The sequence below is a fragment of the Thalassolituus sp. UBA675 genome (assembly GCF_002297765.1).
Classification (GTDB): Bacteria; Pseudomonadota; Gammaproteobacteria; order Pseudomonadales; family Oceanobacteraceae; genus Thalassolituus.
The window spans coordinates 1-26,088 of record NZ_DBNJ01000007.1 but is presented as its reverse complement, the minus strand read 5'-3'; the positions used below and the strand labels follow the sequence as shown (position 1 = coordinate 26,088).

General features: G+C 52.2%; 19 protein-coding genes. 1 reads left to right on the top strand and 18 read right to left on the bottom strand.

All coding sequences use genetic code 11. From position 1 onward, the window contains the following. Nucleotides 1-6: 6 nt before the first annotated feature. The 18 genes from B3007_RS02880 to B3007_RS02795 all read right to left on the bottom strand — a co-directional run bounded on the left by B3007_RS02880 (nt 7) and on the right by B3007_RS02795 (nt 23,360). Nucleotides 7-390, bottom strand: a complete 384-nt coding sequence (locus B3007_RS02880) for a Na+/H+ antiporter subunit G (protein WP_301376579.1) — start codon at nt 388-390, stop codon at nt 7-9. Next, entirely contained in the window at nt 383-652 is a 270-nt protein-coding gene (locus B3007_RS02875) for a K+/H+ antiporter subunit F (protein ID WP_076517879.1), read from the bottom strand. Before B3007_RS02875 ends, B3007_RS02880 begins: the two co-directional genes overlap by 8 nt. After that, on the bottom strand, nt 646-1,134 hold the full coding sequence (locus tag B3007_RS02870; RefSeq protein ID WP_348655067.1) for a Na+/H+ antiporter subunit E: 489 nt from the start codon (nt 1,132-1,134) through the stop codon (nt 646-648). The genes B3007_RS02875 and B3007_RS02870 overlap by 7 nt, the downstream gene beginning before the upstream one ends. After that, on the bottom strand, nt 1,131-2,636 hold the full coding sequence (locus tag B3007_RS02865) for a monovalent cation/H+ antiporter subunit D (protein WP_301376590.1): 1,506 nt from the start codon (nt 2,634-2,636) through the stop codon (nt 1,131-1,133). The genes B3007_RS02870 and B3007_RS02865 overlap by 4 nt, the downstream gene beginning before the upstream one ends. Continuing rightward, nucleotides 2,636-3,064: a Na+/H+ antiporter subunit C gene (locus tag B3007_RS02860; protein WP_301376578.1), complete on the bottom strand. Its 429-nt coding sequence runs from the start codon at nt 3,062-3,064 to the stop codon at nt 2,636-2,638. The genes B3007_RS02865 and B3007_RS02860 overlap by 1 nt, the downstream gene beginning before the upstream one ends. After that, nucleotides 3,064-5,865 (bottom strand): monovalent cation/H+ antiporter subunit A, encoded by a 2,802-nt coding sequence (locus tag B3007_RS02855; RefSeq protein WP_301376577.1) that lies wholly within the window; start codon nt 5,863-5,865, stop codon nt 3,064-3,066. The genes B3007_RS02860 and B3007_RS02855 overlap by 1 nt, the downstream gene beginning before the upstream one ends. Nucleotides 5,866-6,016: 151 nt before the next feature. Beyond that, on the bottom strand, nt 6,017-7,081 hold the full coding sequence (gene hemE / locus B3007_RS02850) for a uroporphyrinogen decarboxylase (protein ID WP_301376576.1): 1,065 nt from the start codon (nt 7,079-7,081) through the stop codon (nt 6,017-6,019). Nucleotides 7,082-7,168: 87 nt separating this feature from the next. Beyond that, nucleotides 7,169-9,061, bottom strand: a complete 1,893-nt coding sequence (locus tag B3007_RS02845; protein ID WP_301376575.1) for a hypothetical protein — start codon at nt 9,059-9,061, stop codon at nt 7,169-7,171. A gap of 174 nt (nt 9,062-9,235) precedes the next feature. Continuing rightward, nucleotides 9,236-10,654, bottom strand: coding sequence for an FAD-dependent oxidoreductase (locus tag B3007_RS02840; protein ID WP_301376574.1), 1,419 nt, complete (start codon nt 10,652-10,654; stop codon nt 9,236-9,238). Between the two features lie 30 nt (nt 10,655-10,684). After that, on the bottom strand, nt 10,685-15,136 hold the full coding sequence (gltB, locus tag B3007_RS02835) for a glutamate synthase large subunit (protein WP_301391053.1): 4,452 nt from the start codon (nt 15,134-15,136) through the stop codon (nt 10,685-10,687). Nucleotides 15,137-15,311: 175 nt separating this feature from the next. Beyond that, on the bottom strand, nt 15,312-16,808 hold the full coding sequence (locus B3007_RS02830; protein WP_301377927.1) for an SPOR domain-containing protein: 1,497 nt from the start codon (nt 16,806-16,808) through the stop codon (nt 15,312-15,314). 20 nt (nt 16,809-16,828) lie between these two features. Then, a complete protein-coding gene (aroB, locus tag B3007_RS02825; RefSeq protein WP_068438931.1) occupies nt 16,829-17,914 on the bottom strand; it encodes a 3-dehydroquinate synthase in 1,086 nt (361 codons plus the stop codon). Continuing rightward, nucleotides 17,914-18,432, bottom strand: a complete 519-nt coding sequence (gene aroK, locus B3007_RS02820) for a shikimate kinase AroK (protein ID WP_245820122.1) — start codon at nt 18,430-18,432, stop codon at nt 17,914-17,916. The genes aroB and aroK overlap by 1 nt, the downstream gene beginning before the upstream one ends. After that, nucleotides 18,429-20,528, bottom strand: a complete 2,100-nt coding sequence (gene pilQ, locus B3007_RS02815) for a type IV pilus secretin PilQ (protein WP_068438927.1) — start codon at nt 20,526-20,528, stop codon at nt 18,429-18,431. The genes aroK and pilQ overlap by 4 nt, the downstream gene beginning before the upstream one ends. Before the next feature lie 2 nt (nt 20,529-20,530). Beyond that, nucleotides 20,531-21,073 (bottom strand): pilus assembly protein PilP, encoded by a 543-nt coding sequence (locus B3007_RS02810; protein ID WP_068438925.1) that lies wholly within the window; start codon nt 21,071-21,073, stop codon nt 20,531-20,533. A gap of 1 nt (nt 21,074) precedes the next feature. Beyond that, complete coding sequence (locus B3007_RS02805; protein ID WP_301377926.1) at nt 21,075-21,707, bottom strand: type 4a pilus biogenesis protein PilO; 633 nt, start codon at nt 21,705-21,707, stop codon at nt 21,075-21,077. Then, nucleotides 21,691-22,257 (bottom strand): PilN domain-containing protein, encoded by a 567-nt coding sequence (locus B3007_RS02800; RefSeq protein WP_068438921.1) that lies wholly within the window; start codon nt 22,255-22,257, stop codon nt 21,691-21,693. The genes B3007_RS02805 and B3007_RS02800 overlap by 17 nt, the downstream gene beginning before the upstream one ends. Next, a complete protein-coding gene (locus tag B3007_RS02795) occupies nt 22,257-23,360 on the bottom strand; it encodes a pilus assembly protein PilM (protein WP_348655068.1) in 1,104 nt (367 codons plus the stop codon). Before B3007_RS02795 ends, B3007_RS02800 begins: the two co-directional genes overlap by 1 nt. A 194-nt stretch (nt 23,361-23,554) precedes the next feature. Between B3007_RS02795 and B3007_RS02790 the strand changes: the two genes are divergently transcribed. After that, the gene (locus B3007_RS02790) at nt 23,555-26,026 is read left to right on the top strand and encodes a penicillin-binding protein 1A (protein ID WP_301377925.1); all 2,472 of its coding nucleotides are present in this window, start codon (nt 23,555-23,557) and stop codon (nt 26,024-26,026) included. Nucleotides 26,027-26,088: the final 62 nt, after the last annotated feature.

Here is a 26,088-nt window from a genome sequence, read left to right as displayed (position 1 = left end):
ACCTGTTCAGTCGTCGTCCCGGTCGTTAATGCCTTTTCTTTCAGCAGCGCGCTCTACTTCTTCCGCATTACGAGTGCCCTCAGCCAGAGGACGGCGGCGATGAATCGCAGCTTTGCCCATCATGTATGCTGACACAGGAGCGGTCAGGAAGAGGAAAATACTGATTACCAGCTCATGGATGTGCAGACTCTCTTCCTGCACGCTGAACCAAACAAGTGAACCAAGCAGAGTAGCCCCCATACCCAGCGTCGAGGCTTTTGTTGGCGCATGGAGCCGAGTATAGAAGTCGGGCAGCTTCGCCAACCCCCAGGAACCTACGAGCATAAATAACGCGCCACCAATCAGGAGTGCGGCAACAAAATAATCGCTATATACAGCCAGGTTATTCAATGATGTCACCCCGCAACAGATATTTGGCGACTGCCGACGTGCTGACAAAACCAAGCATAGCGATCAGAAGAGCCCCTTCGAAATACAGGGCGGTCCCGTAGTACAGGCCCAGCAGAATAATCAAAGCAATACTGTTGATATAGAGCGTGTCCAGAGCAAGGATACGATCAGTAATATCTGGCCCCTTTATCAAGCGCCAAAGGCAGAAAAGCATCGCCAGACCAATCATCCCGGTACAGATCATGATGACATTACTCAGCATCCGAATATCTCCTTCAGCGGCTGTTCGTAACGTTTGAAGATAAACGCCTGAAGTTCTTTTTCGTCTTCCAGGTGGAGTACGTGAATATAGAGACACGTGCGGTCTTCTGAAAACTCAACGCTTACCGTCCCTGGTGTCAGCGATACTGAGCTTGCCAGCACAGTCACCGGAAACGGCTCCGTCATAGATAAAGGATAAGCCAGCCAGCCGGGCTTCAGGTATCGGTTAGGCATCACCACACGACGCGCCACGTCAACGTTAGCCACCACGATGTCATATAAGAGGCGCAGGGAATACGCCATCATCGCCAGAGGCTTTTTAACCGGCGCATGCCCACGAACATACGGGTACGTAATAATTGGAATCAGCCAGGCCAGAATCACCGCCAGCAGTAACTGGCCGTACGAAAAACCGTTTAATAAAAGCCATACGACAATCAGCATCACTGAGTGCCATGGCATCGGCAGCAATCGCTTCATCATGGCTGCCCTCCGTTCAGATAATTCAACGTCACACCAGCGTGCAGGTCCTGAGCAGCCCTCAGAGACCATTCAGTCAGTGGTCCGCCGCCAATAACAAGAACAAGCGTCGTTGCGACCAATAGTCCTGAAGCCACAAGGTGAACATTGCTCAGCTTCTCCTTAGCTTCTGGAACAACGGAACCCTGGGTTCTCCAGAACAATGTAGTTCCAGCGCGAGACAAGGCAATGAGCGCAGCCAGACCAGAGATAAGGACGAGCGGCCAAACCCAGATGGCATCGCCACTGTCGACAGCAGCCTGAAGGATAAAGACTTTACCTAAGAAACCCGAGAACGGAGGTAAACCAATCATAGCCATCGCAGTTACAGCAAACAGAACGCCGGTAAATATCGGATACAGCAATGGGCGGGAACGCACGAATCTATCTTCCGCCTGGCCACGCTGCATAAGAATCAGGCCAGCGACCAGAAAGAAGGCCCCACTCATCAGCGTGCTATGCAACGTATAATACAGACCTGCCGCAACCGATTGAGTCGTGCCCATGGCGACCGTCATCAGCAGCGTGCCAACGGAAATAACAATCAGGTTAGCAATGAGCCAGCGCAGCGTCTGGCTCGCCAGAGCACCAATCGCCCCGGCAACTACCGTCAGGCCTGACAGCCACGCCAGTGGAACAACCCCAAGATCAGACAGTTCGCCACTGTCGTGACCAAACACAACACTGTGGATACGCCAGAGGCTATACACACCTACCTTAGTCATAACGGCGAACAAGGCTGCTACCGGCACTGAAGTTGTGCTGTAAGTTCTTGGTAACCAGAAATGCAGCGGTAACAGTGCCGCCTTCACGCCGAAAACAACCATCAGCAGTAACCCACCCGCCTGAGCCAACGGAATACTTTCTTCTGGTAAGGTAGGCGCTCGCGACGCCATATCCGGGATATTCAGCGTGCCGAAAGCTCTGTAAAGCAAGGCCAATGCAATAAGGAAAAAGGCAGAACCTATGAGGTTGTAGAGCACATAGTGCTGAGCTGCCCGGGTTCTCTCACGACCGCCGCCATGTATCAATAACGAGTACGAGGCGATGAGAAGAATCTCGAAAAATACGAAGAGGTTAAATGCATCTGCGGTCAGAAAGGCGCCGTTCAGACCCATTAACTGAAACATAAACAGGGGATGGAAAAAACGCCCTGTTTTATCTTCACCACCGCACGCAAAAAGGTGCGTACACAATGCCAGAACAGAAGTAACTACCAGCATAAAGGCAGCTAGCGGGTCCGCGAGCAGGTAAATGCCGAATGGGGCTTCCCAGTCGCCCATGGCGTAGCCCATTGGGCCTTCTGCCAAGGTTTTGAACAGTGTCAGCATGGATACCGCTACCAACATCAGCAAGGCGAACTGAGCGACCAGACGCTGAAGGTGCAGGCGCTTATTAAACCACGGATACAGAATCAGAATTGCCGCGAAAAATGGCAGAAGCACAGGAAGTGCCGGCAAATGCATCACCTTGTCTTACCTCCTGAGTTCTTCGCGGTATTGCTTGCGGTACTCTTGACAGTACTTTGACGGACTTTCCCTTGTGGCTCTTTATTCGCCAGAGAGTCGCCCGGCAAAGCGCGTCCATCGACCTGATCATTACCAAGATCTGCACGTGCCCGGATGGCAAGAATCAGAGCAAACGCTGTCATAGCAAAACCGATAACGATCGCAGTAAGCACCAGGGCCTGAGGCAGAGGGTCGGAATATTCTGCGCCGTCGGCCAGAATAGCTGGCTCGTGCAGCGCCAAACCACCACTGGCAAACAGAAACAGGTTTACGGCGTAAGACATCAGGGTAAGGCCAATCACAACCGCAAAGGTGTGGCCCCGCAGCATCAGAAACACCGAACAGGTCACCATCACGCCGACAGTGACTGCAAAAATCAATTCCATCAGGATCTCCTTCCAGGCCGTGTTGGTCGATCTGTCGTCGTCAGCTTGCCAAGGTTGGCAAGAATCGACAGCGTTGCACCGATTACTGTCAGATAGACACCAAGATCAAATGCCATGGCACTGGCCAACTCGAACTTACCGACTAACGGCAGATAGAAATAATCAAACCAGGACGTCAGGAATGGACGCTCGAATAACCAGCTTCCGACACCTGACCCGAAGGCAATAAACAAACCACAGACGATAAACCACTGGAATTTCAGGTCGCCACGATCGCGCATCCAAACAACACCGTTGGCCACGTATTGCTGGATCAGGGCAATCGCCGTAATCAGGCCTGCTATGAAACCGCCACCGGGCAGGTTATGTCCACGGAGGAAAATATAGGCGGATACCAGCAGAGCGAGTGGGAGCAGGCTCTGAGAAATCTGCATCAACATAAGTGGGTGGCTGTCTTTGGACCATGGCCGGCCATCCATATCCGCAGCAGGTACGAACAGGCGTACACCTGCCAACAATTTGTAGATACCAATCGCTGCAATCGCCAGAACGGTAATTTCACCAAAGGTATCGAAGCCACGGAAATCAACCAGAATGACGTTAACGACATTGGTGCCACCACCGCCGGTTTTCGCGTTGGCGGTGAAGAAGCTACTGATACTCTCAAACGGACGTGTCAGCATGGCATAGGTCAGGGTACCCACGATGGCACCCGCGGCCGTGGCTATCCCCATGTCGCGGACGATGCGCCCGGGAGAAAGGTGATTGAGGCTGACTTTCTGGGGAAGAAAGTAAAGTGCCAGCAGGAAAAGAATAATGGTCGCAACCTCAACCGACAGCTGCGTCAGAGCCAGATCCGGGGCTGAGAACCAGGCAAACGCTACCGACACCACAAGACCCACCACGGAAATCGTTACCAGTGCCAGAAGGCGTTGATGACTAAGCATCGCCGTCGCCACAGAAGCAACAATCATGAGGAGAGCACCACCGAAGGCAACCATATCCAGTTCAGTGACTTCGAGGCTTCCACGCGCATGAGGAATGTTCACCATAGGGACACTCATCGCGGCGATCGCCATCAATAATAACCACAGCGCGTAACGCTGGAAGCTGCCGTTATCGAGCCAAAGCTGAACACTGCGGGCACGCTCCACCAGCGTCTGGATCATATGCTCAAACGCCAGTTTAGGATCAACTTCAGTAAAGCGGGCCTGAAAGTTAAACATATGCCGACGCTGGCGATAGAGAGCAACACCGCCCAGTACAGCCAGAAAGCTCATCAATAGCGGGATGTTAAATCCGTGCCAGATAGAAATGCTGAACTCAGGCACCCCGGCAGGCATCAGAGACGCACCCACGGCGACTAAAAGATCGCCAACGATCAGGTCCGGCAAAACACCGACTAACAGACACAGAACCACCAGAATCTCGACCGGCACACGCATGTAGCGCGGCGGTTCGTGAGGTGTTTTCTCAAGCCCGATCGGCTCTCCATTAAAGAAGACGTCGTGAACGAAACGAAGAGAGTAAGCAACGGCCAGAGCTCCGCCCACCGTTACCAGCAAAGGAATCAACCATGACAGAGAACCGAAGGTTTCCTGTTGCAGAGATTCAGCAAACAACATTTCTTTAGAAAGGAAGCCATTCAACAGCGGTACACCCGCCATCGACGACGCTGCCACCATGGCCAGGGTCGCGGTATAGGGCATGTAACGGAACAGGCCGTTGAGTTTTCGCATGTCACGCGAACCGGACTCGTGATCGATAATTCCGGCGGCCATAAACAGCGATGCCTTAAAAACAGCGTGGTTAATCACGTGAAACATGGCAGCGATGGAAGCCAGCTCTGTATCCAGACCAAGTAACAGAGTGATCAGGCCGAGGTGACTAATGGTCGAATACGCAAGCAGACCTTTCAGGTCGTGCTTAAACAAGGCCGTGTAGGCACCCACCAGCAAAGTCGTCAGACCGACAAGACTCACCAAGGCAAACCAGAGTTGGGTATCAGACAGAACCGGATAAAAACGCGCCATCAGGAAGATACCGGCCTTCACCATGGTCGCAGAATGCAGGTATGACGACACCGGTGTAGGGGCGGCCATTGCCTGAGGCAGCCACGAGTGGAATGGGAACTGCGCTGACTTCGTAAACGCGCCGAGAAGCACCAGAACGACAATGACCGGGTAGAGGCTGTGCTCTGCTATTAAACTGCCACTGGCTAATACTGTACGCAAGTCGTAGCTCCCTACGACTTCGCCAATAAGAATCAGGCCCGCCAGCAAAGCCAGGCCACCAGCGCCGGTAATCGTCATCGCCATACGGGCGCCCTTGCGGGCGTCGGAGCGATGCGACCAGTAACTGATCAACATAAACGAACTGACGCTCGTCAGTTCCCAGAAAAACCAGAGCTGGATCAGATTTGCTGAGAGTACAACACCCAGCATCGCTGTCATAAACAGCAACAGACTGGCATAAAAGCGCCCTGCATTATCCGCCTCAGACAGATAATAGCGGGCGTAGAGAATAACCAGCAGGCCAATCCCGAGGATCAACAGGGTGAACATCAAGGCCAACCCGTCGAGCATAAAGCTGATCTGCAGGGATAACGCAGGTACCCAGTCATAGGTAACGACCGGGTTATTGCCCGACATGACCTCTGGTGCGAGAGAGACGACAATACCTAGCGCAATAGCAGGCAGAATGGCTGCACCAAGCGCCATTGTCGATCGAGGGTAGCGCCCGAGTAACAGTGAAACCAGGCAGCCCAGTAGGGGCAGAAGAGGAACCCAGATGAGGTTCATATTCAGAGAGTCTCCACTCACAGTTGTACAATAAGTGTATCAGCTCCGCACTTTTAAGACAGAAGTGCCATTTGCGAAGTATTGTCAGCTCGAGTCACTAACTATAGACGATAAAAAACCCCGAGTGACAGGGCTTTGTATCTTCGCGGTTTCAGCCGTGATACTGAGGACTCAGCTCAACAACAGCTTCAACAAAGGCCTTCGCATGCTCGGGGTCAACGAACTGATGAATCCCATGCCCAAGGTTGAATACGTGCCCAGAACCCTGGCCGTAGCTATCGAGAATACGCTTCACTTCTGCGCGAATAGTCGCTGGCGATGCATAAAGAACCGATGGATCCATATTCCCCTGCAAGGCAACCCGATCACCGACACGGCCGCGCGCATTGCCAATGTCCGTCGTCCAGTCGAGCCCCAGAGCATCGGCACCTGTATCCGCCATCAACTCAAGCCACTGACCGCCACCTTTAGTGAACAGGATGACTGGAATCTTCTGACCGTCGTGTTCACGAATGAGGCCATCAACAATCTGCTTCATGTACTTAAGAGAGAACTCGCGGTAAGCAACATCACTCAGGCTGCCACCCCAGGTATCGAAGATCTGAACCGCCTGAGCACCGGCTTTGATCTGACCATTGAGATAGTCAATCACCGACAGCGCCAGCTTATTCAAGAGCTCATGCATTACCTCTGGCGTGTCGTACATCATGGCCTTAACGTGCCGGAAGTCCTTAGATGAACCGCCTTCAACCATGTAAGTCGCCAACGTCCATGGGCTACCCGAGAAGCCGATCAGAGGCACACGGCCATTCAGCTCGCTGCGGATGGTCGAAACCGCTTTCAACACGTAATCCAGATCCGCTTCGGTATTGGCAATCGGAAGATCAGTAACATCCTGCTCAGTACGAATCACCTTTTTAAAGCGTGGCCCTTCGCCGGTTTCGAAGTAGAGACCAAGACCCATAGCATCCGGGATAGTCAGGATATCTGAAAACAGAATCGCGGCATCGAGCGGAAAGCGCTCCAGCGGCTGAATCGTCACTTCGCACGCCAGCTCAGCGTTCTTGCACAGAGACATAAAGTCGCCAGCCTGAGCACGTGTTGCCTTGTATTCTGGCAGATAGCGCCCGGCCTGACGCATCATCCATATCGGTGTGCGATCCACAGGCTCACGCAACAAGGCACGCAGGAAACGATCATTCTTCAGCTCAGACATAAAACTTCCGCAGGTAATCAAAATTTCGGTGAGGGATAATAACAAAAAACCCGGCGCGAGGCCGGGTTACATGAGTCTATTCTGCGATCAAGGCACTAGCGTAACCTTTAGAGTGCTGCCGCCTTGAGCGGAAACTATTGTGAATGAAACTTCCTCGGGGGAATCCTCTGGTGTGTAAGTAACCAAATACAACTGACCAAAACTCGATGACAAACCAGTATAAGAAGTAGGCAGCAAACCAACAGAATTACTGACATCGCCACTTGTACCACCCACCTTATAACCAGAGCCAGAAACGGAGAAGGTTGTTCCGGACGCAGGGATTGCTCCGTTTCCATCAGTCACAAGCACCCAAAAAGCGCCGGAATCAAATGTCGTAGGATCGCCATCAAGATCAGCATCAAGATCACCATTAAATGGAGTAAAGGCATCACCTACTCTTGTATAGAGTTCATATGCCACCGTATCTTGCCTCGACTGAGAAAGGACCAGTGAATCTCTGACATGCATCAGGCTAGCACAATGCCCAAGTGCACGAGCTGCATCGCTACAAAGTGCACCCTGGTAGGTTGACGGAGCCGCATCTCGCACACCGTCGAAGTCATAGTCTGCAAAAAATTCAACCGGACCATTGCCATCCTCGTCCATATCCACTGTGTCCCCAGTGAGATAAACATTCAGAAGGTCATCATCCCTCATCGCCTCAGGCCAACTTTCGAAACCCTCTCCGACGTCGAAACGGTTGTTGTTATTACTGTCGGTGTAACCACCTTCCCCCTGGGTGTACGCGGTGATGGTCGTGATACCAAACGCTGAGGTACCCGCACTGACATTGCTCTCGTTGACAAAATTGCGATCATCGAACGCAGCATCCGACTCCATTCCTGGACGGTAGTCACCACCCGATGTCCAGATCACTGAGCAGAAACCACCTTCAGTCAGGCAAAAAGACTCGATATTGCCGCTTTCAGCGTTGAAATTGACGACGGTTCCATCAGCCACCGGGTTCTGAAATTGGTCAGCAACGGAGACGGTCACAACAACCTCTGCTCCGAGAAAGTCGTATGCGCCGGGGTTCAATATATCTGCCGCGATGGAGAAGCTATCCTGATCAGGAATACCTGTGGTCACAGACATTGGCAATGAACTGGTGCTGATTTCAGTGGAACCATCTGTGCCCAAGGTTGTTGCTATTACAGAAAAGATAGTGTGAGTAGTGCCGGCGCGCACCACAACACTGACGTTACCTTGCTCATTAGTCACAGACGAATCGAGAGCGAGGGAAACATCCCCAGTGCTCGGCGCGATACGAAAATCTACTGATTTGTTGGCAATCGGATTACCAGAGGTATCCGACACGTTAAATGTGACCGTTGAAGTTTTAGGGAGCACATTATTGCCGATAGTACTGATGGATACCGCGGGGCTCGAATAATCGACAAAAACCAACTCACCAACTTCTGCAGGTGCCACTGTGATTGTTCCGGACGCCACTGCGAGGCGCTCCGCAGTATTACCTGCCTCGTAAAGACTGAAAGTAACAAAATCTTCGCCTGAGCAACCCGTTGCGGTGTAGGTAACGGTCACCTCGCCACTTGAGGTGGTCGTATCCTCTTTACTGAAACCTGCACGTCCATCTGACGCACAACTGGAGTTAAAGATTACTGTGTATTCCTGTGAGACGATCTTCTTGCCACCGTTACCGGTATCGACAATAGTCGCTGTGATTTGTGTACTCCCTCCGGCAGACAGTGAGGCCGTGTTGATATTCAACACCCCCTCTTCATACGCATTACCAGTTCCACTACCGATCGAAGGGGTATCAATAGACGATGATGTCGTTACATCGTCAGTATCTGTGCTACCAGTGCCTCCGTCGCTGGAGTCGTTACCACCGCTAGCAACCGGATCACCACCGCCCCCACACGCTGTAAGTACTGACGCGAAAAATAAAGTAGCTAAGTAAGCGGGCAAACGCATAGGTGACCCCTCCCTGAATATAATTATTTGTGCCTTTCGCAGGCCCGTTTATCACAATCGTCCAAGAATACCTTGCTTGAAGCCTCAGCTCTAGCGCAAAAAAAGAAAACGCGACCGAAGTCGCGTTTTCTGGCGCAGTCGGTCACTTCCGACTGCAATATCACTTATCCCGCCTCAGACGTCGAGATAATCGAGGATGCCTTCTGCCGCCTGACGACCCTCGTAGATCGCAGTCACCACCAGGTCAGAACCACGAACCATATCGCCACCGGCGAATACTTTCGGGTTTGAGGTCTGGTGTTTAAACTCCTGCTCTTCCGGTGCAACCACACCGTCCCAGCTGTTCAGTTCGATACCGAAATCTTTAAACCATGGTGCAGGGCTTGGACGGAAACCGAAGGCAACCAGTACAGCATCTGCTGGCAGGATTTCTTCAGAACCTTCTACTACTTCAGGACGACGACGACCGTTCTCGTCTGGCTCACCCATCTTAGTAGTGACAACCTTCACACCTTCAACCTTGTCTTCACCTACGATGGCAACAGGCTGACGGTTGAACAGGAAGTTAACGCCTTCTTCGCGCGCATTTACTACTTCACGCTTAGAACCCGGCATGTTTTCTTCGTCACGACGGTACGCACAGGTCACAGTGTCTGCACCTTGACGGATAGAAGTACGGTTACAGTCCATCGCGGTGTCACCACCACCCAGAACAACCACTTTCTTTCCCTTCATGCTAACGAAGTCTGCAGCGTCTTTTTCGAAGCCCAGATTGCGATTCACGTTAGAGATCAGGAAATCCAGTGCGTCATGAACGCCCGGCAGGTCTTCACCCGGGAACCCACCCTTCATGTAGTTATAGGTGCCCATGCCCAGGAACACAGCATCGAATTCGTCGATGATGCTCTGGAATTCAACATCTTTACCGACTTCGGTGTTCAGGCGGAATTCAACGCCCATGCCTTCGAACACTTCACGACGGTTAGACATTACGCTCTTCTCGAGCTTGAATTCTGGGATACCGAAGGTCAGCAGACCACCAATTTCCGGGTACTTATCGAAGACAACCGGAGTAACACCGTTACGTACCAGGATGTCAGCAGCACCCAGACCCGCAGGGCCTGCACCGATAATCGCAACACGCTTACCAGTCGGTTTAACCTGAGACATATCCGGACGCCAGCCCATAGCAAAGGCGGTATCGGTAATGTATTTCTCAACATTACCGATGGTCACGGCACCGAAACCATCATTCAGCGTACATGAACCTTCACACAGACGATCCTGTGGGCACACACGGCCACACACTTCTGGCAGCGTGTTGGTTGCATGGCTCAGCTCAACGGCTTCCATGATGTTGCCTTCACTGGCCAGCTTCAGCCAGTTAGGAATGTAGTTGTGTACCGGGCACTTCCACTCACAGTATGGGTTACCGCATGCCAGACAACGGTGTGCCTGGTCGGTCACCTCTTCCTGCTGGAAGGGCTCGTAAATTTCAACGAACTGCGCCTTACGGACGTCGATCGCTTTTTTGGATGGGTCCTGACGGCCCACATCCACAAACTGGAAATTATTGTTCAGACGTTGTGTCATCTCGAACCTCTCTCTCTCGTCCCGGACCAATTACTCAGGACGAGCACGGGTACTGTTCAGCAGTTGTTGTAAGTCAGCCGCTTTCGGCTTAACCAGCCAGAATTTACCGATGAAGCCATCGAAGTCATTCAGAATCTGCTGACCCCATTCGCTTCCGGTTTCTTCCACGAATTCACGAATAACACTACGCAGGTGGTTGCGGTGTGCTTCGGTCTCTTCATTGCTGATACGGTGGATATCCACCAGCTCGTGGTTGTACTTATCAACAAAGGTGTTGTCACGGTCAAGTACGTAAGCGAAACCGCCTGTCATACCCGCGCCGAAGTTATAGCCAGTTTCGCCCAGGACGCAGATCATACCGCCGGTCATATATTCACAGCAGTGGTCACCCGCACCTTCGACAACAGCATGAACGCCAGAGTTACGTACACCGAAACGCTCACCCGCACGGCCAGCCGCCAGCAGCTTACCGCCGGTCGCACCGTACAGACAGGTGTTACCTACGATAGACGTTTCATTGGTTTTGAACGTGGAGCCCTGAGGCGGACGGATCACCAGCTTACCGCCAGTCATGCCCTTACCGACGTAGTCGTTAGCATCACCTTCCAGCACCATTTCCAGACCGCCGGCGTTCCAGACACCGAACGACTGGCCGGCAATACCGGTCAGGTTCAGGCGGATTGGCGCGTCAGCCATGCCCTGGTTACCGTGACGCTTGGCGATCTCACCGGACAGGCGAGCACCGACAGAACGGTCACAGTTGGTGATGTGGAAGCTGAATTCACCGCCAGCTTTGTTCTCAATCGCAGACAGGGTCTCTTCAACCATACGCTCAGCCAACAGACCTTCGTCATAAGGCTTGTTGCGCTCAACTTTCACTGTGTGTGGCTTATCAGCCGGAATCAGATCACTACCAAACAGCGGTGACAGGTCCAGGTGACGTTGCTTCTCGGTGTTACCTTCCAGAACTTCCAGCAGGTCCGTACGGCCCACCAGCTCTTCCATCGTGCGAACACCGACTTTCGCCATCCAGCCACGAACCTCTTCAGCCACGAAGCGGAAGTAGTTCACGACCATGTCTTTGGTACCGATGTAGTGCTTCTCACGCAGATCATCGTTCTGCGTCGCAACACCAGTCGCACAGTTGTTCAGGTGACAGATACGCAGGTATTTACAACCCACAGCAACCATTGGCAGCGTACCGAAACCGAAGGATTCAGCACCCAGAATCGCCGCCTTCACCACGTCAAGACCAGACTTAAGACCACCGTCGGTCTGTACACGGACGTTGCCACGCAGGTCGTTGCCACGCAGCGCCTGGTGCGCTTCGGACAAGCCCAGTTCCCATGGCGAACCCGCGTACTTAATAGACGTCAGCGGAGACGCTGCCGTACCACCGTCGTAACCAGAGATGGTGATCAGGTCAGCGTAGGCCTTAGCCACACCCGCCGCGATCGTACCAACACCCGGTTCTGATACCAGTTTCACCGATACCAGTGCGGTTGGGTTCACCTGCTTCAGGTCGTAAATCAGCTGCGCCAGATCTTCGATCGAATAAATATCGTGATGCGGCGGTGGAGAAATCAGAGTCACACCTGGTACGGAGTAACGCAGAGTCGCGATCAGCTGGTTAACTTTACCACCTGGCAGCTGGCCACCTTCGCCCGGCTTCGCACCCTGAGCTACCTTAATCTGCAGTACTTCAGCGCTGGACAGGTAGTGCGGGGTTACACCGAAACGGCCGGAAGCAATCTGCTTAATTTTAGAGTTACGCGTAGTGCCGTAACGCAGTGGGTCTTCGCCGCCTTCACCCGAGTTAGAGCGACCGCCCAGTTCGTTCATCGCCATCGCCAGAGCTTCATGGGCTTCTGGTGACAGAGCACCCAGAGACATGGCCGCGGTATCAAAGCGAGGGAAGATCTTCTCTGCTGCTTCTACTTCAGAGATATCAATCGACTGGATATCTTTGCGGAAGGTCAGCATGTCGCGGATGGTAGCCACCGGACGCTTGTTCACCAGCTCAGCAAAACGGTCATAGGCCGCCTGCGAGTTGGTCTGAACGGCTTCCTGAATGTTCTTCACTACGTCTGGGTTGTAGGCGTGATATTCGCCACCGTGAACGTACTTCAGCAGGCCACCCTGTTCGATCTGCTTGCGTGGCTTCCAGGCAACATTGTTGATGACCATCAGGTCTTCTTCAAAGTCAGTGAAGCTCGCGCCTTCGATACGGCTAGTGACGCCGCAGAAACACAGATCAACGATTTCTTTGCTCAGACCAATGGCTTCAAACAGCTGAGAGCCACGGTACGAGGTGATGGTCGAGATCCCCATCTTAGACATGACTTTCAGCAGGCCCTTGCGGATCGCCTTGCGGTAGTTCGCCTGAGATTTCAGTGGATCGCCCAGCACTTCACCGCTGCGGTGCAGGTCAGTAAGGATATCGTACGCCAGCCATGGGTAAACAGCGGTCGCACCAAAGCCCAGCAGCACAGCAAAGTGATGCGGGTCACGGGCAGAACCGGTTTCAACCACGATGTTACCGTTGGTACGCAGGCCTTTCTGGCTCAGGCGGTGGTGAACGGCACCGGTTGCCATTGGCGCGGGGATCAGAGATTGACCTTCAGCCACTTCACGGTCGCTCAGGATCAGGATCACGTCACCGTTACGGATCGCCGCTTCAGCTTTGTCTGCCAGCGCAACAATCGCGTCTTTCAGAGACAGCGCTGAGTCGTAAGCCATCGACAGAGTCACGTGACGGAATTCATCACGACCGGTATCTTTCAGACCAACAAATTTCAGTGGTGACAGTACTGGAGAAGTCAGGATTACGCGGTTAGCGTGGTCTGGCGTCTCTTCGAATACGTTTTTCTCGGCGCCGATACAGGTTTCCAGCGACATCACGATAGACTCACGCAGCGGGTCGATCGGTGGATTGGTTACCTGAGCAAACATCTGACGGAAGTAGTCAGCCACGTGACGAACACGCTGAGACAGCACCGCCATTGGGGTATCGTCACCCATTGAACCAGTTGCTTCCTGACCGTCTTCGGCCATAGGGCGCAGAACCTGATCACGCTCTTCACGCGTTACAAGGTGCAGCTTCTGATGAGTGTTCAATGCATCGCCTGACAGAGCTTCCTGACCGTCGACTTTCTCGAGGTGCAGGCGGCTTTCGATGCGCAGCGCATTTTCTTTCAGCCACTGCTTGTATGGCTGAGAGGTTTTCATCATGGTATCGATATCGTCGGTACGCAGCAGCTTACCTTCTTTGGTATCGATCGCCAGAATGTCACCTGGGCCTACGCGGCCTTTCGCTACAACATCTTCAGGCTTGTAGTTGTATACGCCCACTTCTGACGCAACAGTAATAAAGTTATCTTTGGTGATTACCCAACGGGATGGACGCAGACCATTACGGTCCAGACCACATACCGCGTAGCGGCCGTCTGTAATTACCAGACCTGCAGGACCGTCCCACGGCTCCATGTGCATGGAGTTGTACTCGTAGAAGGCACGCAGATCAGGATCCATAGTTTCAACATTCTGCCATGCTGGCGGAATCATCATACGGATCGCACGGAATACATTCATACCGCCAGTCGCCAGCAGTTCCAGCATGTTATCCATGGAGGAAGAGTCTGAACCGGTGGTATTCACGACTGGAGAGATGTCTTCGAGGTTTGGCAGCAGCTCACTGGCGAACTTGCTCGCACGGGCATTCGCCCAGTTGCGGTTACCACGAATGGTGTTGATCTCACCGTTGTGCGCCAACATGCGGAATGGCTGGGCCAGAGGCCAGCGCGGCATGGTGTTGGTCGAGAAGCGCTGATGGAAAACACAGATAGCGGTTTCCAGACGCTCGTCGCCGAGGTCCAGATAGAAGTTCGGCAGATCGACCGGCATCATCAGACCTTTGTACGACAGTACGCGATCAGAGAAGCTGGCGATATAGAAATCAGGGTACTGCTCCAGCGCTTTTTCAGCAAAGCGACGGGCATAAAACAGTTTTACCGACAGGTCGGTATCGTCCAGCGTTTCGGCTGGCGCAATGAAGATCTGCTCAAAGCGTGGCAGGCAGTCAATGGCCATAGGACCGAGGCAGTCATTGCTGGTTGGCACTGTGCGCCAGCCCAGAACCTTAAGGCCCTGGCCTGAAACAGCCGCTTCAACAGCCGCTTTCTGTTCTTCGTAAACAGCATCGTCCAGATCCATAAACAGCATGCCCACAGCATACTGCTCAGGCAGCTCAATGCCTTGTTCCTGAGCGACGGCACGCAGGAATGAGTCTGGTTTCTGAATCAGCAGACCGCAGCCATCGCCGGTTTTACCGTCCGCAGCGATACCGCCACGGTGTGTCATGCAGGTCAGGGACTCAATAGATGTCTGCAGCAGTTTGTGGCTTGGCTCACCTTCAAGATGGGCAAGCAGACCGAAGCCGCAGTTATCCTTAAATTCGCCTGGAGTATACAGACCAGTTCTCATAGAACAGCTCTCACCAATAAATCGTTTAAATATCAAGGGCTTACAATCGAAAAGCGATCAAGAAATAAGCAGCCTTGAGACAAAAGGACGCTCATTCTACACATCTGAGGCGGTTGCCACAAATGAACAGAGGAAAGGCCCGGATTGACACACCCGGGATAAACAGGCTCAGGACTTACCGGATAACCTTCTGTACATCTCCCACAGGACGAACCCACGGCGACTGTTTACGCAGCGAGGATGGCATTGCATTTACCGCTGCTCTCGCTTCCGCACGGCTGGAGTAGACACCCGACACCACCACAAACCAGTCCTTACCTTTGTAGGTTGTCTGGTATCGATACAAAGTCCCTGTGACCTGACTCTGCCACTGATCGCGAAAGGTTTCAGCACCCGTGGAGCTGTGCGACCCCAGTAGTTGCACGATATACCCTGACTCAGGCGCCAACAAGGCTTGTTCGTCAGGAGTGTAAGACGGAGTCTTTGGTTGAGCAGTTGCGGCTTCTACTTGTGCCGCCTGAGGCTTAGCTGCTTCAGCTTTCACAGCCGGAGTGCCTGAGCCAGCGCCTTCAGTCATCGAGACTGCATCTATTTCAGAAGAACTTTCTGTATTTGCTTTGACGATTCCACTACCTGAGTCGGCGCTTGGTGCCTCTTCATTTACAGCACCTGCCTCCTCTCCATCCGTGGCTTCCACGACGACTCTGTCGGCAAGCGTTACCCCTTCGCTGTTCCCTGCCTCAGCCTGATGACCAACGTCAGAGCCGGGGTAATTAAAGTCCTTAACGGAATCCAACTGAGTCTGAATCTCGGGCGACAGTTCATCATCCTGAGAGGAAGCTCCCCACTGATAAATGAATACCATTGCGATAGCAGTAACTACACCAGCAATAGCAAGGATATTGCGGAGGGGAAAACCAGCCGCTGATGCCGTCGCCGCTGGGCGCGTCGAGGAAGAAAGTATCCGTTCACCCTGACGTAGTGCAGGACCAGGCAAGCACCCGGAGTCCATCATAATGTCTGCCAACTCCTTATCACCGAATGGACAGACCTCACCATCACCGAAAACACTGGCCATCAAAGCGGCGATTTCCGAATCGGTTAAAGGTTCGACCGCCAATACATGGACAGGAGCCTGAGCCGGCGAATTTCTGAAGTGAGTTTCATAGCCTGGTGCACCGAACAGAATCACAGATATCGCCTGAGGCGCTAACAACGCAAAATGAGCGATATCATTCAGCGTCTCAGCATCTAACTGATCCGCCTGATCAATAATCAGTAACAGGTTGCCACCGGCTTCGCTTCTGTCTATTGCCTCGTTACGGATAGCCTCACGTGCTTGAGCACCATCTTCATGAATAGCCGGCATATCCCAATGAGCAGCGATTGAAGAAAGTATCCCAGGCATCCCCAACATGACGCTTGCTGTTAATAACAAGGTTTCATCAGGAGCCTCTCTTTGCGCTGCCAGGTTATTGGCAATAAAGGACTTTCCAGCCCCCTCGAAGCCGGTGACCGCAACCAGCAGCTCGCTGTAGGACGCCAGGTGGGATAGGAGCTCGACATGACGTTTCTGAGAATCAAGAAGGCTGTGCATAGAAAATGCCTCGTTACCGGCGGAACTGGGCGCCACATTCACACCTGAAAGGTCCAGATCAAAATCCGTTTCCATAACTCCCCCAGTTGTTATATTCAGCGAGTTGCGCCATAAGCCATCAGAGTCTCTTCAAGCAGGTCTCGTGGAACGTCTGAGGTAATATAGGCCTGTCCAATCCCCTTAAGCAAGACCAGCCTCAGCGCGCCATCAAGAACTTTTTTATCCACCGCCATACGACTGATGTAGTCATCACAAGACATGTCCTTTGGCCCTTTCACTGGCAGGTGCGCCGCCTGCAGCAAACGTAAAAGATCGTGTTCGTCCTTTTCAGTCAGGTAACCCAGTCTTTTGCTCAGATCAGCTGCCATCATCATACCCGCACCGACCGCCTCACCATGCAACCACTTTCCGTAACCCTGGTGCGCTTCTATGGCATGGCCAAACGTGTGCCCCAGATTCAGTGTCGCGCGAATTCCGCCCTCACGCTCATCCTGAGCAACGACATCCGCTTTGTTTTCACAGGAACGATATATAGCTTCAGCAAGTGATTCATCATCCCCCGACATCAGGCCTGCTACATTGTCCTGTAGCCAGAGATAAAACTCAGAGTCAGAGATCAAGCCATATTTGATCACCTCTGCCATCCCTGCTGCCATTTCACGAAGCGGCAGAGTTTCCAACGTGCCGGTATCGGCAATCACAGCCTGCGGCTGATGGAAAGCACCGATCATATTCTTGCCCAAAGGGTGATTGACCGCTGTCTTACCGCCTACTGACGAATCAACCTGTGAAAGCAGCGTCGTGGGTACCTGAATAAAATTAACACCGCGTTGATAAGTGGCCGCAGCGAAACCCGTCATATCGCCGATAACGCCTCCACCCAACGCAACAAGAGTAGTCGTTCTGTTATGGCGTCTGTCGAGGAGCTCATCAAAGATCATATTCAAGGTATCGAGATCTTTGTATTTTTCACCGTCCGGCAGAATGACGGTGTCGACCTGATAATCGGTCAGCGCCGACTTCACATCATCGAGATAGATTGGAGCGACCGTTTCATTGGTGACAATAAGCACCTGCCGCCCTTTAATGTGGGGAGAGTACAGCTCTTTGTTCCGCAGGAGGCCAGGGCCGATGTAAATTGGATAACTACGATCGCCAAGATCTACGGTAAGGGTCTGCATTATTCACCTTTTAAACGTTTTTTGAGTTCCTGAATTACCCATCTTGGATTGCGCTGATCCGTTTCAATAATGATATCGGCGACAGAGCGATACAACGGATCGCGCTCCGCAAAAAGCTTGCGCAATACTGCCTCAGGGTCGGCCGTCTGGAGTAACGGGCGGTTACGGTCTCGAGCCGTTCTAGCCAGCTGCTGATCCACAGAAGTACATAGATAGATGACCGTTCCTCTCGAGGCGAGGTGCTGGCGATTCTCACTTCGTAACACAGCGCCACCACCCGTAGATAGTACGATCCCCTTCTGCTGAGTCAGTTCATCTATGACAGACTCTTCACGTTCGCGAAAGCCCGCCTCACCTTCTTTATCAAAGATCCAGGGGATATCGGCGCCGCAACGTTCCTCTATTACTTTATCTGAGTCAAAGAACTCGTATTTAAGTTCCTGAGAAAGCAGACGGCCGATGGTGCTTTTTCCAGCACCCATCGGCCCAATAAGAAATACAGACTGTGTCATCTTCAACGTGCTGAGAGCGTTTCCTTAACCAGTCGAGGAGTGATAAATACGAGAAGCTCACTCTTCTCTTCCTGCTCACTAGTACGACGGAACAGAGCTCCGATTAATGGCAGATCACCAAAGAATGGCGTTTTAGATACCTGGCGAATTTCCTCTGAGCGGAAAATACCGCCAAGCACAATGGTCTCACCGTTTTCAACCAGCACCTGAGTCTCAACTGCATTGGTATCAATAGCAGGACCAGCGGTAGTCAACTCTCCAACGGAATCCTGATTAATCACCAGATCCATGATAATACGATCATCCGGCGTAATCTGAGGAGTAACCTCAAGACGCAGTACCGCTGACTTAAACGCTACGTTCGCAGCACCACTTGAGCTTGCCTGCAGATAAGGAATCTCAGTACCCGACTCAATGGATGCAGTCTGGCCATCAGCAGTGATTACGCGAGGCTGAGAGACAATTTCTGCGCGCCCTTCAGTTTCAATAGCAGATAGCTCCAGATCCAATAGGAAATCAGCGGTCTGGTAACCAATAGCAAAGGTCGATGCTGCAGCATCCTCAACACCGAAATCGACAACATCCGAAGCCTCAAGATCAATGGTTTGAGTTGATGAACCGGTAGTCGCCCGGTCAAACAAAATCTGATTGCCTTCACGCAGAGTAGTCTTGCTGCCCCCGAAGGTAGTCCAGTTATCGCCATTATTCTGGAAACCAGCGCCACCCCACTGCACACCTAATTCCTCACCGACACTTGTACTGGCAACCACGATGCGGGCTTCAATTAACACCTGCCGCACTGGCACATCGAGCATTTGAAGAGCTTCACGAACTTTCTCAAGATTCTTAGCGGTATCTTTCATCAACAGCGTGTTGGTACGACCATCAACCACCGCAGTGCCACGCTCAGACAGCAAGCCCTGCTCAGATGTCAGGAGCTCAGCAAGATCCGATGCTTTCGCATATTTGAGCTGCATATACTCTGTAACTAGAGGGGCAAGCTCTTCAACCTGGCGCACAGCTTCGAGTTCAACTTTTTCACGGGCTGCGATCTCTTCAGCAGGAGCGATGAGCAATACCGACCCCATCTGACGCTGGCCAAGCCCCTTGGTTTTCAACACAAGGTCCAGCGCTTGGTCCCAAGGCACATTCTGCAGGCGCAGTGTAATGTTGCCGCCGACTGAATCTGAAGCGACGAGGTTGAGGCCGGTGAAGTCTGCAATCAACTGAAGTACCGCACGCACTTCAATATCCTGGAAGTTCAGGGACAGTTTCTCACCAGTGAAAGGAAATTGCTTCTCAGCCACCGCCTCTTCATCAGCCGGTGGCTCAGAAACATTAATTGAGAGTAACTTATCAGTTTGATACGCCAGGTACTCAAACTCAGAAGAAACAGGCTCGATAACGATTCGCGCGCGACCAGCGGTAGCCGTCGTGTCTACATATTTCACAGGCGTAGCGAAGTCGGTGACATCAAGGCGACGACTTAAGGCGTCTGGCAGTGATGCTCCCTCGATATCAGCGATGATTTTTGCACCCTCTCGGCGGATATTTGCCGAGGCGCTATCATCACTCAAAGTAATCTGAACCTGACCTTCGCCCTGATTACCACGGCGAAAATCAACGTTTACAACCTTAACTTCGGAACCAGGCTGAACAACCTCTCCTGTTAGAGTCGTTTGCTGATTACCTGCGAACTCTTCATTCACATCAGCCTCACCGATACGGACAAAGAGACGATTACCTTGCACTGTGGTGGTATAGCCAACCAGCTGATTCAGGTTGATCACTAGCCGGGAACGGTCTTTTGCCTCTACTACAGTAGCGCTTCGCGCATTACCGTTACCAATATTGTGTCGCTTAGTAGTAAGCGCGCTATCAACACCTGGTAAATCCAAAGCAATCCGCGCTGGTTTTTCAATGGTGTAGCCGCTGACTTCTGGTGGTGCAGAGTCAAATACCAGCTCCAACTGAGTAACATCACCCGGGGCAGTGGAAAAATTAAGGTCGGTCAGAGTGGCCGAAACAGCCTCAACCGACCAGATTGCAGTCACACACACAAAAGCGCGGGCAAGGGTGCTAATGTTGTTCATGATTTTCATAGTTATTCTCCTGGCGCCCCATTCAGAGCCAACGTTCTGGGCCGCTCAAGCCACCCACCCTGTCCATCAGGTACGATTTCAATTAGATTCATTCTGTCGCTCTGAATCGACACGATACGTCCGTGATTTCGACCCATATACTCACCTTCCCGCACCCGGACAACTCCACCGTAGCCGTCTTTAATCAGTGCAAAGAGATCTCCTTTCGGCTTCTGAAGCGTACCCACCATGCCCAGCTGATCAATATCAAACTGTTCCAGATATTCTTTCGAGCGGTCGTTATCTGGGCGGACATCCATACCGTTAGAGTTCAGTCTTTCCGACTCTTCTGGCACTGCTGGCAGGCTGAATGGCGACCTCAACGCAGACGCGCGATAGGTAAACGCCTCGTATGGTTTAAACTCAGGAATGGGCTCTACCCGCCCTCTCGGCTTCGAGCCCACATCATCAACGTAAACCTGCAGATCAGCAACATCACCTGATGATGAACAAGCTACAGTGGCCAAAGATGCAGCAACCAGAAACAGCAATCGTATTGTCTTCATATCACTGTCCCTTACTATCTGCGTCGTATTGATAGGTTTTAGCCTGGATCTCCATTGAAAGGCGATCCTGCCCCTGAGTTTTCACGATATTAAAATCGTGCAACGTTACAATTCGCGGCAGAGAAGCGACCCCAGAAACAAAGGCCCCCATCTCATGGTAGCCCCCTGTCACTTCGATATTTATCGGTAGTTCTTTATAGAACTCCTCTTTCTTCATATCTGCAGGGTCAATCCGTTTCAGGTCAAGACCAGAATTCAGCGCAGTTGCACTGATATCATCGATAAGCCCCGGGACTTCAGTGTCTTTGGGTAACTGTTTGAGTAGCGAGCCAAAACTGGCCTCCATCTCAACCATCTGCGCCTTATATTCATCCAGATTCGCGACGCGAAATGCTTTAGTTTCAAAATCCCGCTTGAGCTGCTGCTCTTGCCTCTCAAGAGAATCCAGCGACGCCTGCTGCCCCTGAACAAGCCCTATGTAAGCAAGCACACCCGAGGCCACGACCACGGTTATACAAAAAGACACCTTACCGACAAGAGGCCAGGATCCCATATTTTGCCAATCGATATCATTAATATCGAAGCTTTGCAGCTGCTCCAGAACAGAGCCTGATGGCTTATTTGACTCCGCCATTGTCATCCTCCTCTGCTCTCGGATTAATCCTCGTCATCACAATTTCGAATTCGTTCACACCCGGAGATTTAGATTCCACCTTGATCAACGACGGATCTCTGAACCACTCTGACTGATCGAAATTACGCATTAAGGCTGAAACACGGTTATTTGTCGATGCAATGCCAGAAATCCGGACTTTATTGCCTTCGACCTCAAGCTCCCGGAAATAAAGGTCCTCGGGAACCGAGCGCACGATCTCATCAAATACACGAACAATAACCGGGCGATCCCCTTGCAAACGCTGAATCAGCTCCATTCGCTCTACCAGCTCTGCCCGGGTCTCTTTCAGTTCCTGAATCTCGACAATCTTCTGATCCATTGCTGTTATCTGATTTCTCAGGAAAGCATTACGCGAGTTCTGAGTCGCTGCCGCTGCATCATAGTAGCGATATACGCCGAACACACATGCAGCCGCTACTGCAACAACAACCCCGATAACAACGTAGAAATTTTTATTACGTTCTTCTCGTAGCTCTTCACGCCAAGGTAATAAGTTAATATTCGCCATCAGTCGAAGCTCCTCATTGCCAGGCCAGCTGCAATTAAGAGCGAAGGCGCATCATTCGCAAGCCAGGTAGCATTCACTCGCTGCGAGAGCGTCATGCTGATAAATGGATTGGCGACGACTGTCGGCGTGCCCAGCGCAGACTGAACCTGTTCTTCCAGCCCCGGAATGGAGGAGGTACCCCCGGCGAGAACAATATAGTCAACGTCGTTAAACTGACTGGAGGAATAGAAAAACTGCAGAGAGCGACTCACTTGCTGAACAACCGCCTCGCGGAAGGGACCCAACACTTCAGACTCATAATCGTCAGGCACGCCACCCTCAAGCTTGGCTCGATTAGCATCCTCTTCACTCAAACCATAGCGACGCATAATATCTTCTGTCAGCTGACTGCCACCAAACAGCTGCTCACGGGTATATATCGACCTACCTTCGTGCATAACACTCAGGGTTGTCATCGTGGCGCCGATATCAATTACTGCCACCGTCTCTATTTCTTCGCCTTCCAGCTGTGCATCGAGCAAGGAGAAAGCGCGTTCGGTACAGAAAGCTTCAACATCTACTTTGCTGACTTCAAAACCCGCGATTTCTACGGAATCTTTTCTGCGTTCAACAGTCTCAGAACGACAAGCAGCCAGCAGAACGCTGACCATATCTGGAGATTTATCGCTCGGACCGGTCACTTCCCAGTCAAGAGCAACCTCTTCCAGGGGGTAAGGAATATATTGATCGGCTTCAGTTCGGATCTGAAAATCCATATCGTCGTCGCTAAGACCAGCGCTCATATCAATGGTTTTCGTAATAACTGCCGAGCCCGCGACAGCAAGAGCAACGTTTTTAGCATTAGAACGCGAGCGAACTACCGCCTGACGAATTGCATCACCGACGGCTTCTTCGTTGTTGATACCCTGTTCCACAACGGCATTAGGAGGCAAGGCTACCGTTGCGTAGGCTTCTACCTGATAGCGTTCCCCCTGGCGACTCAACTCCAGCACTTTGACGGACGTTGAACTTATGTCCACCCCGAGAAGCGCCTTATTTTTCTTCTTAAACAGGCTGCCCAGCACGACAAAATCCCCTTCTGTTTCGCGAACTTGCGCGCGCAAGCTCACACAGATCCTATATAATTCCGGCCATTATAAGCACAATCCTGCGAAAAGAACAAAAAACCCTTATAATGCCGCATCCCGCATGATAGCTGGCTTTTTCAGGAATTTAACGATCTTTTTATATGAATATGGCAACTCCGCTCCTTAAGTTCACAATCTGGCTGTTTTTGTCTATCGGAGCCGGAACGACCATGGCCATAACCGGTGTTTATCTTTATTTAGCGCCGACGCTCCCCGATGCAGAAACCCTGAAAGATGTAGATCTTCAAACCCCTCTGCGCGTTTACACGGCAGACGGACTTCTGATAACGGAGTATGGCGAGAAGCGCCGAACCCCTATTACATATCAGGAAATCCCCCCTCAATTCATTGACGCACTTCTCGCTTCTGAAGATGACGGCTTTTTTGAGCACTCAGGAATAGACCTGAAAGGCCTCGCGAGGGCAGTATTTGATCTGGTGACCACCGGCCGGAAGAAATCAGGGGGCAGTACGATCACCATGCAGGTAGCCAAAAACTACTACCTGAGCAGCGAAAAGACCTTTACCCGGAAGTTCACCGAGATCCTGCTGGCACTCAAAATTGAGAAGGCACTGACCAAAGAAGAAATCCTTGAACTCTATGTAAACAAAATCTATCTGGGTAAGCGCGCATACGGGATCGAGGCCGCCTCTCAGGTCTACTATGGTAAGTCAATCACCGAGCTGAACCTGGCAGAGCTGGCGATGATTGCCGGCTTGCCGCAGGCGCCTTCGGCAGCAAACCCGATACGCAGCCCGGAGCGGGCTGTTTCTCGTCGTAACTACGTGCTTGCTCGCATGCATAACCTCGGAAAAATCTCCGAAGCCGAGTTCCAACAGAGTATCCGTCAGCCCGCAACAGCTCGATATCACGGTGCAACCTCCGAGATCAGTGCTCCTTATGTTGCCGAGATGATTCGTCAGGAAATGATCAGACGTTACGGCAACAAGGCCTACACTTCTGGGTACAGCGTCTACACCACCATTAATTCAGCGCGACAGCGTGCTGCCAACGCAGCCTTACAGAAAGGCCTGCTGAAGTACGACCGGGACCATGGTTACCGCGGTGCTCAGACCTCCTATGCTGTTATCCCCCTGAGCGTTCCGGAGGCGCCGGAGCTCGAAGAGTGGATAGCACAGGCCGACCCAGCAAAGGATGTAGACTGGCCGCAGACCCTTGAAGCATGGGAAGAGAAGCTTCGTGACTTGGGCGACTTCGGTATTATCGAACCAGGCGTCGTCATGAACGCTACTGAAGAGGGTGCCTGGGTATACGGTATCGGTAAAATACGCTGGCTACCTTTTGCAGGAATGACTTGGGCAGCGCCGTACCTGAGCGTTAATTCGGTTGGAAATGCTCCCGAGAATGCCCTCGATGTTATCAGTAACGGTGACCTGATCTGGCTCGAATCAACTTCATCAGGGTTGAAACTTGCCCAGGTCCCGCAAGCAGAAGGCGCTCTGGTGTCTATGAACCCTCACAACGGAGCGATCGAAGCCCTGGTCGGCGGCTTTTCAAACTCAGATAACCAATTTAACCGTGCGACTCAGGCGGAGCGCCAGCCGGGCTCTGCTTTTAAACCCTTCATCTACAGCGCGGCCCTGGACAATGGCTTCACCACAGCCAGCCTGATTAACGATGCACCTGTCGTATTCAAAGATGCCAGCCTCGAGAGCACCTGGCGCCCCGAAAATTACAGCGGCAAGTTTTACGGTCCGACCCGCCTGCGGCAGGCTCTTTATCGCTCACAGAACCTGGTGTCGATCCGCATTCTGAAACAGATGGGGCCGGCCACAGCCGTTCGCTACATTCAGGATTTTGGTTTTAACCCAGCACGTCTGAACAAAGATCTCTCACTGGCACTGGGCGCATCAGCTGTTACCCCTCTCGACATGGCGACGGGCTATAGTGCCTTCGCCAATGGTGGCTACAAGGTCAGCCCCTTCGTTATGCAGAGTATTATCTCCGACACGGGCGAAGTGCTTTACGAGGCCAACCCAACACTCGCAATGGCACCACCAGAAGAGGGTGCAACCGGCAACTTAATCCGCGAAGGGCTTAACGATAACGATTCGCCGACTGAGGGTGAGTCCGAGCAAGTAGAGAGCATTGAAGTACCTACACTTTACGCAGAGCGCATAATGTCTCCAGAGAACCATTATCTGACAGTAAGCATGATGCGGGATGTTGTGCGCAGAGGCACAGGTAGAAAAGCGCTAGCGCTGGGTAGAAATGATCTCGCCGGAAAAACAGGTACAACCAATGATCAGAAGGATGCCTGGTTTTCCGGCTTCAATCCCGACCTCGTAGCCACTGTCTGGATCGGTTTCGACCAACCAACCACATTGGGACGCTGGGCATCTGGTGGCGGTACCGCGCTTCCGGTGTGGGTCGATTATATGAGAGAAGCTCTTGATGGCGCGCCGGAAGAGCATTTCGAACAGCCTGAAGGGATTGTCACTGTTCGAATTGATCCAGACAGTGGGCTACTGGCTTCACCGGGCCAGAAAGACGCGATATTCGAATACTTCAAGGCTGGGTCCGCTCCAACGGAATATGCCAGAACGAAAGACATCATCCCCTATCAGGAAGACGAAGGTGGTTCAGGGGGAGGCAGCGTCATCCCAGAGCAGCTTTTCTGACCCTGCATCCGTCACTATGAAATAAAAAAGCCCGGCAGTTGCCGTAATGCTGTTCACTTAAG

Bases quoted from the DNA above. Each gene is read 5' to 3' on its own strand.
- B3007_RS02830 (WP_301377927.1), bottom strand. From the start codon at position 16,808: ATGGAAACGGATTTTGATCTGGACCTTTCAGGTGTGAATGTGGCGCCC.
- B3007_RS02860 (WP_301376578.1), bottom strand. From the start codon at position 3,064: ATGGAATTGATTTTTGCAGTCACTGTCGGCGTGATGGTGACCTGTTCG.
- B3007_RS02790 (WP_301377925.1), top strand. From the start codon at position 23,555: ATGGCCATAACCGGTGTTTATCTTTATTTAGCGCCGACGCTCCCCGAT.
- aroB (WP_068438931.1), bottom strand. From the start codon at position 17,914: ATGCAGACCCTTACCGTAGATCTTGGCGATCGTAGTTATCCAATTTAC.
- B3007_RS02805 (WP_301377926.1), bottom strand. From the start codon at position 21,707: ATGGCGGAGTCAAATAAGCCATCAGGCTCTGTTCTGGAGCAGCTGCAA.
- gltB (WP_301391053.1), bottom strand. From the start codon at position 15,136: ATGAGAACTGGTCTGTATACTCCAGGCGAATTTAAGGATAACTGCGGC.
- B3007_RS02855 (WP_301376577.1), bottom strand. From the start codon at position 5,865: ATGAACCTCATCTGGGTTCCTCTTCTGCCCCTACTGGGCTGCCTGGTT.
- hemE (WP_301376576.1), bottom strand. From the start codon at position 7,081: ATGTCTGAGCTGAAGAATGATCGTTTCCTGCGTGCCTTGTTGCGTGAG.
- B3007_RS02800 (WP_068438921.1), bottom strand. From the start codon at position 22,257: ATGGCGAATATTAACTTATTACCTTGGCGTGAAGAGCTACGAGAAGAA.
- B3007_RS02875 (WP_076517879.1), bottom strand. From the start codon at position 652: ATGCTGAGTAATGTCATCATGATCTGTACCGGGATGATTGGTCTGGCG.
- pilQ (WP_068438927.1), bottom strand. From the start codon at position 20,528: ATGAAAATCATGAACAACATTAGCACCCTTGCCCGCGCTTTTGTGTGT.
- B3007_RS02845 (WP_301376575.1), bottom strand. From the start codon at position 9,061: ATGCGTTTGCCCGCTTACTTAGCTACTTTATTTTTCGCGTCAGTACTT.
- B3007_RS02870 (WP_348655067.1), bottom strand. From the start codon at position 1,134: ATGATGAAGCGATTGCTGCCGATGCCATGGCACTCAGTGATGCTGATT.
- B3007_RS02810 (WP_068438925.1), bottom strand. From the start codon at position 21,073: ATGAAGACAATACGATTGCTGTTTCTGGTTGCTGCATCTTTGGCCACT.
- B3007_RS02865 (WP_301376590.1), bottom strand. From the start codon at position 2,636: ATGCATTTGCCGGCACTTCCTGTGCTTCTGCCATTTTTCGCGGCAATT.
- B3007_RS02840 (WP_301376574.1), bottom strand. From the start codon at position 10,654: ATGACACAACGTCTGAACAATAATTTCCAGTTTGTGGATGTGGGCCGT.